This is a genomic window from Mycobacterium innocens (assembly GCF_900566055.1).
GTDB lineage: Bacteria > Actinomycetota > Actinomycetes > Mycobacteriales > Mycobacteriaceae > Mycobacterium > Mycobacterium innocens.
Genome location: NZ_UPHQ01000078.1, coordinates 1 through 13,793, shown reverse-complemented (window position 1 = coordinate 13,793; position 13,793 = coordinate 1). Strand labels below are relative to the sequence as shown.

12 protein-coding genes and 2 pseudogenes are annotated in these 13,793 nt (G+C 65.3%); 4 read left to right on the top strand and 10 right to left on the bottom strand.

The window, feature by feature from the left end; translation table 11 throughout:
• Both EET03_RS09195 and pgsA read right to left on the bottom strand, forming a co-directional pair.
• Nucleotides 1-74 (bottom strand): annotated as a pseudogene (locus EET03_RS09195) (IS607 family transposase); the annotation flags it as partial.
• A 70-nt stretch (nucleotides 75-144) separates the two neighbouring features.
• The gene (pgsA, locus tag EET03_RS09190; protein WP_075541210.1) at nucleotides 145-717 is read right to left on the bottom strand and encodes a CDP-diacylglycerol--glycerol-3-phosphate 3-phosphatidyltransferase; all 573 of its coding nucleotides are present in this window, start codon (nucleotides 715-717) and stop codon (nucleotides 145-147) included.
• Nucleotides 718-801: 84 nt separating this feature from the next.
• On the opposite strand from pgsA, the gene EET03_RS09185 reads away from it, so the two are divergent.
• Nucleotides 802-1,326, top strand: a complete 525-nt coding sequence (locus EET03_RS09185) for an amino-acid N-acetyltransferase (RefSeq protein WP_075541209.1) — start codon at nucleotides 802-804, stop codon at nucleotides 1,324-1,326.
• A 67-nt stretch (nucleotides 1,327-1,393) separates the two neighbouring features.
• Here EET03_RS09185 and EET03_RS09180 read toward each other — a convergent pair whose 3' ends face one another.
• Nucleotides 1,394-3,916 carry an FtsK/SpoIIIE family DNA translocase gene (locus tag EET03_RS09180; protein ID WP_075541208.1) on the bottom strand — a complete coding sequence of 841 codons (2,523 nt, stop codon included), beginning with the start codon at nucleotides 3,914-3,916 and terminating at the stop codon, nucleotides 1,394-1,396.
• A 187-nt stretch (nucleotides 3,917-4,103) separates the two neighbouring features.
• Here EET03_RS09180 and EET03_RS09175 point away from each other — a divergent pair, with 187 nt between their 5' ends.
• From EET03_RS09175 to EET03_RS09165, 3 genes are read left to right on the top strand one after another with little or no spacing between them, the layout of a single operon-like run.
• On the top strand, nucleotides 4,104-4,418 hold the full coding sequence (locus tag EET03_RS09175; RefSeq protein WP_075541207.1) for a putative quinol monooxygenase: 315 nt from the start codon (nucleotides 4,104-4,106) through the stop codon (nucleotides 4,416-4,418).
• Nucleotides 4,418-5,251, top strand: coding sequence for a mycofactocin-coupled SDR family oxidoreductase (locus tag EET03_RS09170; protein ID WP_075541206.1), 834 nt, complete (start codon nucleotides 4,418-4,420; stop codon nucleotides 5,249-5,251). Before EET03_RS09175 ends, EET03_RS09170 begins: the two co-directional genes overlap by 1 nt.
• Nucleotides 5,252-5,254: 3 nt before the next feature.
• A complete protein-coding gene (locus tag EET03_RS09165; protein ID WP_099194086.1) occupies nucleotides 5,255-6,127 on the top strand; it encodes an SAM-dependent methyltransferase in 873 nt (290 codons plus the stop codon).
• Here the strand turns inward: EET03_RS09165 and EET03_RS09160 are convergent.
• The 7 genes and pseudogenes from EET03_RS09160 to EET03_RS32660 all read right to left on the bottom strand — a co-directional run.
• Nucleotides 6,124-7,479: a condensation domain-containing protein gene (locus EET03_RS09160; RefSeq protein ID WP_208649025.1), complete on the bottom strand. Its 1,356-nt coding sequence runs from the start codon at nucleotides 7,477-7,479 to the stop codon at nucleotides 6,124-6,126. The genes EET03_RS09165 and EET03_RS09160 overlap by 4 nt on opposite strands.
• Nucleotides 7,480-8,014: 535 nt before the next feature.
• Nucleotides 8,015-9,691, bottom strand: coding sequence for a ribonuclease J (locus tag EET03_RS09155; protein ID WP_075541203.1), 1,677 nt, complete (start codon nucleotides 9,689-9,691; stop codon nucleotides 8,015-8,017).
• Between the two features lie 19 nt (nucleotides 9,692-9,710).
• Nucleotides 9,711-10,613 (bottom strand): 4-hydroxy-tetrahydrodipicolinate synthase, encoded by a 903-nt coding sequence (dapA, locus tag EET03_RS09150; protein WP_075541212.1) that lies wholly within the window; start codon nucleotides 10,611-10,613, stop codon nucleotides 9,711-9,713.
• Between the two features lie 69 nt (nucleotides 10,614-10,682).
• On the bottom strand, nucleotides 10,683-11,435 hold the full coding sequence (gene thyX, locus EET03_RS09145; protein WP_075541211.1) for an FAD-dependent thymidylate synthase: 753 nt from the start codon (nucleotides 11,433-11,435) through the stop codon (nucleotides 10,683-10,685).
• A 79-nt stretch (nucleotides 11,436-11,514) separates the two neighbouring features.
• Nucleotides 11,515-11,913 (bottom strand): type II toxin-antitoxin system VapC family toxin, encoded by a 399-nt coding sequence (locus EET03_RS09140; protein WP_075541202.1) that lies wholly within the window; start codon nucleotides 11,911-11,913, stop codon nucleotides 11,515-11,517.
• A complete protein-coding gene (locus EET03_RS09135; RefSeq protein WP_063469055.1) occupies nucleotides 11,910-12,146 on the bottom strand; it encodes a FitA-like ribbon-helix-helix domain-containing protein in 237 nt (78 codons plus the stop codon). The genes EET03_RS09140 and EET03_RS09135 overlap by 4 nt, the downstream gene beginning before the upstream one ends.
• 84 nt (nucleotides 12,147-12,230) lie before the next feature.
• Nucleotides 12,231-13,668, bottom strand: a pseudogene (locus tag EET03_RS32660) (type I restriction enzyme endonuclease domain-containing protein); the annotation flags it as partial.
• Nucleotides 13,669-13,793: the final 125 nt, after the last annotated feature.

Below are 13,793 nucleotides of genomic sequence, written 5' to 3'. Positions count from 1 at the left end.
AGACCAGCGCGAAACCAGCGATACGCAGTCACCCGCGCAACACCATTGCGCTCAGCCCACGCCGCCAGATTCATACCTTTGTTCCTACCGCACACCACTGACAACTACCGACCACTCAACCCGCAACAGCTGGCAGCCCCCCGATTACTTAGCCCCGGGGCTCCCCGCGCGAATCTCCCTGACTGTGGATGCCACGTAATCGACACCGGTCACCACGGTAAGCACGATGGCAGCGGCCATCACCACCACCGCCGCCGTGTGCAGCGCGCCCGACAGCGGCAACACGAACAAGCCGATCGCCACCGCCTGGACCACGGTCTTGAGCTTGCCGCCCCAGCTGGCGGGAATGACACCGCGGCGAATCACAGCCAGCCGCAACACCGTCACCCCGACCTCGCGGGCCAGGATCAACACCGTGATCCACCAGGGCAAGTCGCCCAACATCGACAGGCCGATCAGCGCCGCCCCGATCAGGGTCTTGTCGGCAATGGGATCGACGAATGCGCCGAATTCGGTCGCCATGCCGTAGTTGCGGGCCAGCAAGCCATCGAACCGGTCGGTAATGCTGGCAACGGCAAATATCGCCCATGCCGCGACTCGGGCAGGCGTTTGGTGGCCGCCGTCATAGAACAGTGCGTACAAGAAAATCGGCACCAACACCAGCCGCAGGCCGGTCAGAATATTGGCGAGGTTGGCAATACGGGCAGTTCCTGGCATCTGACCTGTTTGCGGCTGCCCGGGCACGGCAACAGAATAACGGTTGACCAGCTCATCCGTCGCCGATGTCGATACTGTTTTCCCGTGACCGAAAGTCCACGGGATTTCCAACCGGTAGTCCGGCGGGCCCGCGCGTCGGACGTGCCTGCGATCAAGAAACTCGTCGACACCTATGCGGGGAAGATCCTGCTGGAAAAGAACCTGGTAACGCTTTACGAAGCGGTACAGGAATTCTGGGTGGCCGAACACCCCGACATCCAGGGCAAAGTGGTCGGTTGCGGGGCGCTGCACGTGTTGTGGGCCGATCTCGGGGAAATCCGTACCGTCGCGGTCGACCCCGCCATGACGGGTCGCGGCATCGGCCACGCGATCGTCGACCGGTTGCTCGAGGTTGCCCGCGAACTTGAGCTAAAGCGGCTGTTCGTGTTGACTTTCGAGACCGATTTCTTTGCCCAGCACGGATTTACCGAGATCGAGGGCACGCCGGTCACCGCCGAGGTGTTCGAGGAGATGTGCCGGTCCTATGACATCGGGGTCGCCGAATTCCTGGATCTGAGCTACGTCAAGCCCAACATCCTGGGCAACTCCCGGATGCTGCTGGTGCTTTGACCCCCGCGAGCAGACGCAGAATCGCACTCGAGGGGCCCGCGAAATGCGATTCGGTGTCTGCTCGGCGTTACTCGGGGTCGCCGTCGGCGCCGCTGCCGCCGCGGATCAATGCCAGCGTCCCGGCCAGCTCGTCGGGCTTGACCAGCACCTCACGCGCCTTGGAACCCTCGCTGGGCCCGACGATGCCGCGAGTCTCCATCAGGTCCATCAACCGGCCGGCCTTTGCGAAACCCACTCGCAGTTTGCGCTGCAGCATCGACGTCGAACCGAACTGGCTGGACACCACCAGCTCCACGGCCTGCAGGAAGACGTCCATGTCGTCGCCAATGTCCGGGTCGACGTCGGTGCGCTCGGCGGTGGGCTTGGCGGTGGTGACACCCTCGGTGTACTCGGGTTCGGCCTGGTCCTTGGACGCGTTGACGACGGCGTGGATCTCCTCGTCGGTGATGTAGGCGCCCTGCAGCCGGATCGGCTTGCTGGCGCCCATCGGCAGGAACAGGCCATCGCCCATGCCGATCAGCTTTTCCGCGCCCGCCTGGTCCAGGATCACCCGGCTGTCGGTGAGCGACGAGGTGGCAAAGGCCAGCCGCGACGGCACATTGGTCTTGATCAACCCGGTGACCACGTCGACCGACGGGCGCTGGGTGGCCAGCACCAGGTGGATGCCAGCTGCCCGCGCCTTCTGGGTGATCCGCACGATGGCGTCCTCCACGTCACGCGGGGCGGTCATCATCAGGTCGGCCAGCTCGTCGACGATCGCCACGACGTAGGGGTAGGGCCGGTACACCCGTTGGCTGCCCAGCGGCGCGGTGATCGCGCCGGATCGCACCTTGTCGTTGAAGTCGTCGATGTGGCGCACCCGCGACGCCTGCATGTCCTGGTAGCGCTGCTCCATCTCCTCGACCAACCACGCCAGCGCGGCCGCTGCCTTCTTCGGCTGGGTGATGATCGGCGTAATCAGATGCGGAATGCCTTCATACGGCGTCAGCTCCACCATCTTCGGGTCGATCAGGATCATCCTGACCTCTTCCGGAGTAGCCCGCGTTAACAGCGATATCAGCATGGAGTTGACGAAGCTGGACTTGCCGGAGCCGGTGGATCCGGCGACCAGCAGGTGCGGCATCTTGGCCAGGTTGGCCGAGATGAAGTCGCCTTCGATGTCCTTGCCCAGCCCGATCACCAGCGGATGGTGGTCGCGACGGGTCGACGGCGCCGTCAACACGTCGGCCAGCCGCACCATTTCCCGGTCGGTGTTGGGTACCTCGATGCCGACTGCGGACTTGCCGGGGATCGGGGCCAGCATCCGCACACTCTCGGTGGCCACGGCGTAGGCGATGTTGCGCTGCAGCGCGGTGATCTTCTCGACCTTGACGCCGGGCCCCAGTTCGACCTCGTAGCGGGTGACGGTGGGCCCGCGGGTGCAGCCGGTGACGGCCGCGTCCACCTTGAACTGAGTGAGCACCTCGCCGATGGCGGCGGCCATGTGGTTGTTGGCCGCACTTCGTTTCTTAGGTGGATCGCCGGCCACCAGCAGCTCCAGCGAGGGCAGTGTGTAGGGACCTTCGACGACGCGGTCCAGTGCTTGGGTGTCCTGCTTCTTGGAGCTGCGCTTGCGGCCGCGCCCGATCGCCGGTTCGGGAACGGTCGATACGTCGTCGTCAGCCGGCGGGGAGCTCTGCGGCCCCAGCGGGACTTCGTCGTAGTAGCCGTCGGAGAAATCCTCGCGCGCGACCTCGACGGTGTCCGCATCGTCGCCCGCGAAGTCGTCACAGCCCTGGTCGTATTCGTAGTCGTAGTCGTGGTCTTCGAGGTAGTCACGCTGGAATAGCCGCGTGCCGAAGATGCGGCGCAGCGCGTCGGGCACCTCGCGGACCGTGGTTCCGGTGAGCAGTAGCAGCCCGAACAGCGCACCGATGAACAACAGTGGCGCGGCGATCCACGCCGTCAGCCCGTCCGACAACGGCCCGCCGATCGCAAATCCGATGAACCCGGCGGCGTGCCCGCGCAACGCCGGAGTTTCCGGCGAACCGGCCCACAAGTGCCGTAATCCCAGGAAAGACGATGCGATCAGGCTGGATCCCAGGATCAGCCGCGGGCGGGTGTCGGGATTGGGCTGGGTCCGCATCAGCACTATTGCCGTGGCGACGAGGACGATGGGCAGCAACACGACGGCCGAGCCGATAAGTATCCGCAGCACCGCGTCGACCCACGCCCCGACGGGCCGGGCGGCGTGGAACCACGAACCGGCGGCGACGACCACGGCAAGGCCCAGCAGGACCAGCGCCACACCGTCGCGGCGATGTCCGGGTTCGATGTCCCGCGCGCGCCCGATCGACCGCGCCGCTCCCCCGGTGCCCCTGGCCGCCATCAGCCAGGTCGCGCGCAGGGCCCGGCCGCAGGTCAGCCCGGTCGATGCCAGCAGGGATTGGTTGCGCCGCCGCGGGGGCCGGCTCACCCGCTTGACCGACCTGGTCGGGCTCTTCCTGCCCGTCCTAGGCGCGGCCGACCGTGCGCTGCGCGTCGCCCCCCGCGAAGTGGCTTTTGACCTGCTCGTTCTGCTTCCGGAGCGGGCAACGGTCCGATTGGCCATGCCGGCAAGCCTAGTCGCAAATACATCTTCTGCACCACATGCCACACTGGTAACGCTCGCTTCTCCAACCCGTGCTCGCCTCGTGACCGGCGGGCGTGAGTAGGGTGGCTAGAGGTGACAATGGTCATCCGCGGTCATGCCGCGTCACGCCGCCGATAATCCGCCACGGCTCCCAGGAGGCCCCAGCATGCCCGTCGTCGTCGTCGCCACGCTGACCGTCAAGCCCGAGTCGGTCGACACCGTCCGCGACATCCTGACCACCGCGGTCGAAGAGGTGCACGGCGAACCCGGCTGCGAGCTGTACTCGTTGCATCAAACGGGTGGGACATTCGTCTTCGTCGAGCAATGGGCCGACGCCGACGCACTCAAAGTCCACAGCACCGCTCCCGCAGTCGCCAAGATGTTCAAGGCGGCCGGTGACCACTTGGTCGGTGCCCCCGACATCAAGATGTTGCAGCCCATCCCGGCGGGCGATCCGGGCAAAGGGCAGCTTCGGCCCTGATGGCAGGGTCGTCGCAAGGGCCGCTGAGCGGCCGGGTCGCCTTCGTCACCGGAGCCGCGCGCGGTCAGGGTCGCGCCCACGCGGTTCGGCTGGCGGCCGACGGGGCGAACGTGATCGCGATCGACCTGTGCCAGCAGATCGCCAGCGTGCCCTACCCGCTGGGCACCGCCGACGACCTGGCACACACCGTCAAGCTCGTCGAGGAGACCGGCGCGCGCACCGTGGCACAACAAGCCGACGTCCGCGATCGCGCGTCGCTGGCCGCCGCGCTGCGGGCGGGTCTCGACGAGTTCGGCCGGCTCGATATCGTCGTCGCCAATGCCGGGATCGCCCCGATGCAGTCGGGCGCCGACGGCTGGCGCGACGTCATCGACGTCAACCTCACCGGCGTCTACCACACCGTGGATGTCGCGATACCCGCCATGATCTCCCAAGGGGTTGGGGGCTCGATCGTGCTGATCAGTTCGGCGGCCGGACTGGCCGGCTTCGGCAGCGCCGATGCCGGCTCCATCGGCTATACCGCCGCCAAACACGGACTGGTGGGGTTGATGCGGCTATACGCCAATTTGCTTGCGCCCCATAATATTAGAGTAAACTCCGTGCATCCGTCCGCGGTCGGCACCCCGATGATCGACAACGAGTTCACCGCGCAGTGGCTTGCCGACCTGGCCGCTCAGACCGGCTCGGCGGCGGGCTCGGGCAACGCGTTGCCGGTGAAGATTCTGCAAGCAGAGGACGTCGCCAACGCCGTTGCATGGCTGGTGTCCGACGAAGCCCGATACATCACCGGCGTGGCGTTGCCGGTCGACGCGGGTTGTGTGAACAAGAGGTAGCTGATGGCCCGAAATCCCGCTGCGCAGACTGCATTCGGCCCGATGGTCTTATCGGCCGTCGAACAAAACGAGCCACCCGAACACCGGCTGGTGGACGACGACCTCGCGGACCTGTTCTTGCCCAGGCCGCTGCGCTGGCTCGTCAGCGCCACCCGGCCGACGACACTCCGGCGCCTGTTCATCGCGGGGTCGGAGTGGTCGGGCCGCGGGCTGTGGGCGAGCCTGATGTGCCGCAAACGATTCATCGCCGACTTGCTCACCGCGGCACTCGACGACGTCGACGCGGTCGTCATTCTCGGCGCCGGATTGGACACCCGCGCTTATCGGTTGACCCGGCAGGTACGCATCCCGGTCTTCGAGGTGGACCTGCCGGTCAACATCGCGCGAAAGGCCAAGACGGTACGGCGCGTGCTGGGCGAGTTGCCGTTGTCAGTTCGGTTGGTAGCCTTGGATTTCGAGCATGACGATCTGCTCACCGCACTGGCCGAGCACGGCTATCGCACCGATTACCGGGTCTTCTTCATCTGCGAAGGCGTGACCCAGTACCTCAGCGAACGCGCCGTCCGGCGGACGTTGGACGGACTGCGTGCCACCGCACCGGGCAGTCGCTTGGTGTTCACCTACGTGCGCCGCGACTTCATCGACGGGAGTAACCGGTACGGCACCCGGACGCTGTACCGCGCAGTCCGGCAGCGGCGTCAGCTGTGGCATTTCGGCTTGCTGCCCGAGCAGGTGGCCGATTTTCTCGCCGAGTACGGATGGCGGCTGGTGGAACAAGCCGGGCCCGACGAACTCGTCCAGCGCTATGTCGCGCCCACCGGCCGCAAACTCAAGGCCTCGGAAATCGAGTGGTCGGCCTACGCGGAGAAGATTTAGACATCTGCCTTGTCGGCAGTAGAGCCGATCGCGCCGCTCAGGCCGAACTCCGTCAGCGTTTCTGCGGCCAGCTCACGCAGGTCAGACTTGGAATTGGGGTCGAGTTCGTAGACGAGGACGGCGATACAAACCTTGTCGCCGATGCGGCCACCCGACACGGCGGTCATGCCACGCACCTGCTCGACGATCTGTCGCGTTACGTGCTGCGTGACCCCGCGCACGAAGAATGAATCCGCATCGCTGCCGTCGGGCCGGCCGATCATCGGGTCGATGTCGCCAAGGTAGGAGCAGCCCACCGCTGGAGTCGCCAACAATGTGCCGGTCATTCGTCTTGCCAGCCACTCGGGCGTCAACGGGATCAACGGTTGCAGCTGCGCCGCCTCGGCAACTGCCTCCGGCAAAGCGGCGAGAGCGTGTTTGATGCTCGCCCGTACACCGGACAAATCGGTTGTGAGGCCGGTCGGGTCGACATCGACGGTCGCCAGCGAGAATGCGTTCGCACGCATGTCGCCCTCGGAACGCTCGTTGACGGTGATACCCACCCGGATCCGGCCGTCGTCGGCGCGCCGACATCCCACTCGCTCGGCAAGTTTCGCGGCGAACGCTGCGAACAGCGAATTACTCGTGCCGCCAAGAGCTTTCGCCCGGTGATCCCAATCCTCAAGATCAACAAAGATGACGATAGCCGGCATGGCAACAGCGTCACCCTTGGCGGCGCCGATGACGAGCGGCCGCGATGAACCTGACGGGGCAATGTTTCGCTTGCGATGCAGGGCAAGCTTGGTCGCCGCCACCAGTGCCCGGGCACCCTCGGGCAAGCCTTGCACGGTTTGGCGGGCATCAGACAGCGCTGCGACCAGTCGAGCACCTGAACGCGGCCGCGGGTAACCGAGATCGCCCATATTGCCCTTGATCGCATCGGCAATCGCGAGACCGCCACCGACCCCGTCGACCAAGCAGTGCGAAGCCACCAAGCTGACGCCCGTCGAGCCGTCGGAAAACGGTTGCACGCCGAGATGCCAGCCAGGGCCCCATTCCGGATCGACAGGCAGTTGCGCCCGTTCGTCGGCCCAGTCGATTAACTCCGCACGCGGACGGGAGTGCCGGGCGATATCAATGCCCGACGAGACCCCTGGTGAGATCCACCGATGCCGGGCGAATGGCAGCGGAGAACGCTCGATTCGCCGTCCCAACAATCCGTGACCGAGATTGCGCTGAAAACGCCTCAGGCCATCCAGGTCGACCGGGCGCTGGTAAACCCACACCCACTGAGCCACCGGTGTCAGACCGGTCGCGCGCAGTGCGAGAAACCTCGCTTGATCATTGAACGCGAGTCGATTGTCTAGCGGCATAGGGCATTTCATCTGATGTCATGCGTCGCCGGCGCAACGCCGGCGGATCGACGCCCGTTGCCGCGCTCTGGATCGGACACGGGACGTAGCGAGTGCATGCTTCCCGCTACGCCATGCAATGAAGGCGGGTAGCTGCCGCCCGCTAACCGACGGCGCTCTGGCTAACCGATGGCGCCAGCCACGAAGACGGGGCTCGAGTATGCGGATTCCACTTGCCCGAAGAGGGACTCGTGGCAGCAGACCGTGTTGCGGGACATATCTCTCCTCGGCGTGGAAATACGACGATAACGGGACGTGAAAATAGCAAAAGCCTTCCGGCGCAACGTCATCAAGCCGGGAGCCAAACTGTTACCGCTAGTAACAGTAGCCATTGTAGCTTTTCTTCCATTGCATAGTATGGCAGGCGAGCGGGAAACTCCAATCGATGTCGGCCGTCGGCGAACACGTCGTCACATCGTCGTGCGGGTATTGGCGGGGTGGCCGGTGCGTTTGCCCGGGCGCCTCACTGGCCACCTGCGACGACGAGGTTCGAGTGTCAGACCTCGATCACCGTGGGCACGATCATCGGCTGGCGGCGGTAGGTGTCGCCCACCCACTTGCCGACCGTGCGACGCACGCCCTGCGCGATCCGGGTGGGATCGGTGACGTTGGCGGCGACCAGCGATTCCAGCTCCGCCTCGACCTTGCGCACGGCGGGTTCCAGCGCCTTGGGATCCTCGGAAAAGCCACGCGAATACAGGTGCGGCGCCGCCACCGGGCGCCCGGTGCCACGCTTGACCACGATGGTCACCGCGACAAAGCCCGACGACAGGATCAGCCGTTCACCCAGCGTGATTTCGCCGACGTCGCCGGTGATCAGCCCGTCGACGAACATCTTGCCGACCGGTACGGCACCGGCGATCGATGCTCTGCCACCGACCAGATCGACGCTGACCCCGTTCTCGGCCAACAGGATTGACTCTTCGGGAACTCCGGTGCCGGCCGCGAGCTTGGCGTTGGCGCGCAGCATTCGCCAGGTCCCGTGTACCGGCATCACATGGCGCGGCCGTACCCCGTTGTACAGAAACAGCAGCTCGCCGCTGTATGCGTGTCCGGAAACATGCACCCGTGCTTGCGCATTGGTGACAACGTGAGCTCCGATCTTGGAGAGTTCGTCGATGACGCCGTAGACCGCCTCCTCGTTTCCGGGAATCAGCGATGACGACAACACGATGAGGTCACCCGAAGTCAGAGTGATACTGCGATGTTCGCCGCGCGACATCCGAGACAACGCCGACATCGGTTCACCCTGCGTGCCGGTGGTGATCAGGACCACCTGTTCGGCCGGCATCATCTCCGCGGCGGCGATGTCGATCAGGTCGGAATCTGCCACCCGCAAAAAACCCAATTCCCTTGCGATGCTCATGTTGCGCACCATCGACCGGCCCACGAATGACACTCGCCGGCCCAAAGCCACTGCAGCATCGATGATTTGCTGCACCCGGTCCACATTGGAGGCAAAGCATGCCACGATGACCCGGCCCTCGGCGCCCCGGATCAACCGGTGCAGCGTGGGGCCCACTTCGCTTTCCGATGGTCCGACACCGGGAATCTCGGCGTTGGTGGAGTCGCACAAGAACAGGTCTATGCCCGCGTCGCCGAGCCGGGACATGCCGGGCAGGTCGGTGGGACGTCCGTCGAGCGGCAGTTGGTCGAGCTTGATGTCGCCGGTGTGCAGGACGGTGCCCGCACCCGTGTAGACCGCGATGGCCAGTGCGTCGGGGATGGAGTGGTTGACCGCGAAGTATTCGCACTCGAAGACCCCGTGTCTGCTGCTCTGCCCCTCGGCCACCTCGACGAACACCGGTTTGATCCGATGCTCACGGCATTTGGCGGCGACCAGCGCCAGGGTGAACCTGGAGCCGACGACGGGAATGTCGGGACGCAGCTTGAGCAGGAAGGGAATGGCCCCGATGTGGTCCTCGTGCGCGTGCGTCAACACCAGCGCCTCGATGTCGTCGAGGCGGTCTTCGATGTGACGCAGATCGGGCAGGATCAAGTCGACACCCGGCTCGTCGTGGGTGGGGAACAGCACCCCGCAGTCGATGATCAGCAGCCGGCCCAGATGCTCGAAAACCGTCATGTTGCGGCCGATTTCGCCGACGCCGCCCAACGCGGTGACCCGTAATCCGCCCGCGGCCAACGGAGCTGGCGGCGGGAGGTCTTCGTTCACGGGTGGCTCGCCCTCTGACTCACCGAAGCACCGACACTGCACGCATGTCGACGGCCAACGCGTCGATCTGCTCCGGTGTTGCGGGCATCTGCGGCAGCCGGGGGTCTCCGACATCGATGCCCTGCAGCCGCAGGCCCGCTTTGGCCATGGTCACGCCGCCCAGACGGCTCATCGCCTTGCACAACGGGCTTACCGCGACGTTGATCTTGCGTGCGGTGGCGATGTCGCCCGACTGGAAGGCCGACAGCAACTCGCGAAGCTGACCTGCCGCCAGATGACCGATCACGCTGATGAACCCGATGGCGCCCATTGCCAGCCAGGGCAGGTTGAGCGCGTCGTCGCCGGAGTAATAGGCCAGTCCGGTGTCGGCGATGATCTGGGCGCCGCTGGGCAGGTCGGCTTTGGCGTCTTTGACCCCGACGATGTTGGGGTGCGACGCCAGCGCGCGGATGGTCTCGGGCTCGATCGGCACGCCGGACCTGCCCGGGATGTCGTAGAGCAGCACCGGCAGATCGGTCGCGTCGGCAACGGCGGCGAAGTGTGCCAGCAGCCCGCTCTGCGGCGGCTTCGAGTAGTACGGGGTGACCACCAGCAGCCCGTGCGCACCTTCGGCGGCGCAGGACTTGGCCAGCCGGATGCTGTGCGCGGTGTCGTAGGTGCCGGCGCCGGCGATCACCCGGGCCCGGTCACCCACCGCCTCCAAGACCACACTCAGTAACTCGAGCTTCTCGTCGTCGGTGGTCGTCGGCGACTCACCGGTGGTACCCGAAACCACCAGGCCATCGCATCCCTGGTCCACCAGGCGATTCGCCAGACACGCCGCGGCGGCGGCGTCCAGGGAGCCATCGGCGCCGAATGGTGTCACCATCGCGGTCAACAGTGTCCCCAAGCGCGCTGGGACGTCGAATCCGACGGTGCTCACGTTGTCCAAGGTTACCTGGCGACGCCAAGCTTTTTGGCAGCAGCGTCGGCGCGTGTGCCGGGCCGAAGCTCAGGCTTCGGTCGCCAACGGACTCGTCGCCACCTCGCTGCCGTCGGCCAGGGTCGTAACCTCGAAGTCGGCGAACACCGCCGGGGCGACGTCGGCCAGCTGACGCAGGCACTCGATGGCCAGCCGCCGGATCTCCACATCAGCGTGCTCGCTGGCCCGCATGGCGATGAAGTGCCGCCACGCCCGGTAGTTGCCGGTGACGACGATGCGGGTCTCGGTGGCGTTGGGCAGCACGGCACGGGCGGCCTGGCGTGCCTGTTTGCGCCGCAGCACGGCGTTGGGCTGGTCGGCGAACTTGGCCTCCAGCTTGGTCAGCAGCTCGGTGTAGGTGGCGCGGCTGGCGTCGGCGGCGGCGATCAGGATCTGCTGCAGTTCGGGGTCGTCCTCCATTCCCGGGGGCACGACGACCTGCGAGTCACCTTCCGGCACGTAGCGTTGCGACAGCTGCGAATAAGAGAAGTGGCGGTGCCGGATCAGCTCATGGGTGCACGACCGCGAAATCCCGGTGATGTAGAAGGACACGCTCGCGTGTTCGAGCACCGAGAAATGACCGACGTCGATGATGTGCTTGAGGTATCCGGAGTTGGTCGCGGTCCTGGGGTTGGGCTTGGACCAGCTCTGGTAGCACGCCCGGCCGGCAAACTCCACCAGCGCCGAGCCGCCGTCGGCGTCGGTGGTCCACGGCACGTCGGGCGGCGTCAAGAACTCGGTCTTGGCGATCAGGTGCACGCGTAGCGGGGCGGTTTGGGCCACGGCGCTCACCCTAGCGGGGTCGTGCTGGTGGGCTCTGAGGCTGTCGCACCCAACCCTCGGTCCAACCAGGGCCTGTTGTTCAAACCAGTTCAGCCTGGCAGATCAGTCCGGGCGCGCGGCTAAGACGGGCATCGCCGGTGAGTAGTGGGATGTCGAGGTTGCTGGCGAGTGCCACGTAGAGCGCGTCGTAGAAAGTCATGGCGTGACGCAGGGTCCATGCGCGTCGAGCAAGTATGCCGACGTGCGGATATCGGTCGTCAATGAGCAAGCTGGCGACACGCACCGCAGTCTCAGCCTCCCTAGTGCTGATGAGACCCGCAAGCTCATGGCGACGCAGCACGTTGCCCACTTCGGCGTCGATCAGGTGTGGCGCGTGTCGCCGCATGCCCGGCAGGCGGGCCCGAAGTCTGTCGGCGGCTTTCGTCTTGCCGGCCAGGGCCAGCACCAGCGCCGACGCATCAATGACGTAGTCGTTCACCGCCGGTCCGCAGCCAAGTCGGCGAGGATGGACTCCCTGGTCGCCCCCGGTGTCTCGCTGGCTTCTCGCGCGGCTTCCATGGCTGCCAGCGCTTCGTCGGTGGTCGGACGGCTCGCGAACTGGATCACCCAATCTCGCATGTAGGACTGGATGGAGCGCCCCGCGGCACGGGCGCGCTTGCGGATGACCTCGTAGGCTTCTTCGGGTATCTCGCGGATCTGTATTGTGGCCATAGCGCTATTTTAGCGCTATAGCGCTAAAATAGCGCTTCAGGGTGGCGCGCGGGCTGCTTGGTGCTCGTTCGCGGCTTCTCGACGTTAACCGGCATGGCGTGCCCGCTCCGCGTAGTGCGGTGCCAGCGCCTCCATTTGTTCGATGACCAGCTTGATCGCTTCCGGCTGCTTGTCCGGCGGGTACCGGTACTTCACCAGCAGGCGCTTGATCGAGGAGCGCAGCTTGGCGCGTACGTCGTCACGCACGGTCCAGTCGGTCTTGGTGTCACGCTGCATCACACCAACCAGCTCGCGCGCGATCTGGGCCAGCACTTCCTCTCCCTGAAGCTCGACCGCGGACTGGTTCTGGGCTACCGCGTCGTAGAAGGCCAACTCATCGTGGGATAGCAGCGGGGTAAAGCGCTTCGGCCGCAACCTCTTTCGCCATCGCGATTAGCTCTGCGATCACCTCGGCAGAGGTGAGTTGCTGGTTGGTGTAACGGCGCATCAGATCGGCGATTCGATCGGAGAACGCGCGCTGCCGCACCACGTTGTTCTTCGTGGCCGTAGCAAGCTCCTGGGTCAGCACCGCGCGCAGCGCCTCGATCGCAAGGTGCGGGTGCGATGCGGCTTTAGCCTTGGCTTCATAGTCCGGGCCAAGGTCAGACAGCGCCGGCTTCGGCAGGCCCGCAGCGTCGTAGATGTCGAGAATGTCGCCCGACGCGGTCGATTCATCGACGAGGCTGGAAAGCAACCGTTTGATCTCTTCTGGGACCGGCTTGCCTTCGGCGCGCCGCTGTTCGGCGTCGAACTTGCCCATCCATACCCGGACCTGCTCGTAGAACCTGATTGTCGGCCGCAAGGCATCAACGGTTTCGTTGCCGGCGCACAGCGACCACGCGCGCGCCAGGTGGTTGGCGAGCTTGCGGAACCGGTCCCCAAGGTTCGGCTCTCCGTCGGGAACCTGATTTTCCGGAGTGGATGGTGAGCGGAGGTAGGCGGTGAGGCCGATCGCGGCCCGCATCCATCCATATTGCGGCACTTTGGCTTTCGACCTCCAGTCGTATCCGGCGCACAGCTGGTCGAGTTGGCCGACGAGATCGGCGGTCAGCTTCACCGCTGTGTCGATGTCCTTGCCGACGGGCTTGGTGTTGCGGTCGGTCTCCGTGTATTCGGCGAGCGCTGCGGCGAGGTTTTCCGCCAACGGCGCGTAGGCGACCAAGAGTCCCGATGGCTTGCCACGGAATGTTCGGTTGACTCGCGCCAGCGTCTGCATCAGCAGCGCACCCTTGAGGGGGCGGTCGAGGTAGAGCGTGTGTAGCGGCGGCGCGTCGAAGCCGGTGAGCATCATGTCCTTGACGACTACGATCTGCAGCTCGTCCTCGGCGTCGCGCAGCCGCTCCTGAATCGCTTTGTTTTGGCTTTCGCGGCGAACGTGTTTGGCAACGATCCCCTGGTCTTGCGGAGAGCCGGAGTAGACGACTTTGATCACGCCCTTGTTGATGGAGTCGTCGTGCCAATGCGGGCGTAGTTTGATGATCTGAATCGTCCCGGGTTTCGTGCGCACTTCCTTTCTTGGGAAGGATGGCACGATGCCAAGCAAGTACGACGAGAACACCAAGGCCAAGGCGGTCCGATTGGTCCGTGAGCATGCCGACGACTACGACT

What these genes read in the sequence shown, in the direction of transcription:
- pgsA (WP_075541210.1), bottom strand. Translation starts at nt 717, where the DNA reads ATGCCAGGAACTGCCCGTATTGCCAACCTCGCCAATATTCTGACCGGC.
- EET03_RS09180 (WP_075541208.1), bottom strand. Translation starts at nt 3,916, where the DNA reads ATGGCCAATCGGACCGTTGCCCGCTCCGGAAGCAGAACGAGCAGGTCA.
- EET03_RS09175 (WP_075541207.1), top strand. Translation starts at nt 4,104, where the DNA reads ATGCCCGTCGTCGTCGTCGCCACGCTGACCGTCAAGCCCGAGTCGGTC.
- EET03_RS09170 (WP_075541206.1), top strand. Translation starts at nt 4,418, where the DNA reads ATGGCAGGGTCGTCGCAAGGGCCGCTGAGCGGCCGGGTCGCCTTCGTC.
- EET03_RS09165 (WP_099194086.1), top strand. Translation starts at nt 5,255, where the DNA reads ATGGCCCGAAATCCCGCTGCGCAGACTGCATTCGGCCCGATGGTCTTA.
- EET03_RS09160 (WP_208649025.1), bottom strand. Translation starts at nt 7,479, where the DNA reads ATGCCGCTAGACAATCGACTCGCGTTCAATGATCAAGCGAGGTTTCTC.
- EET03_RS09135 (WP_063469055.1), bottom strand. Translation starts at nt 12,146, where the DNA reads ATGGCCACAATACAGATCCGCGAGATACCCGAAGAAGCCTACGAGGTC.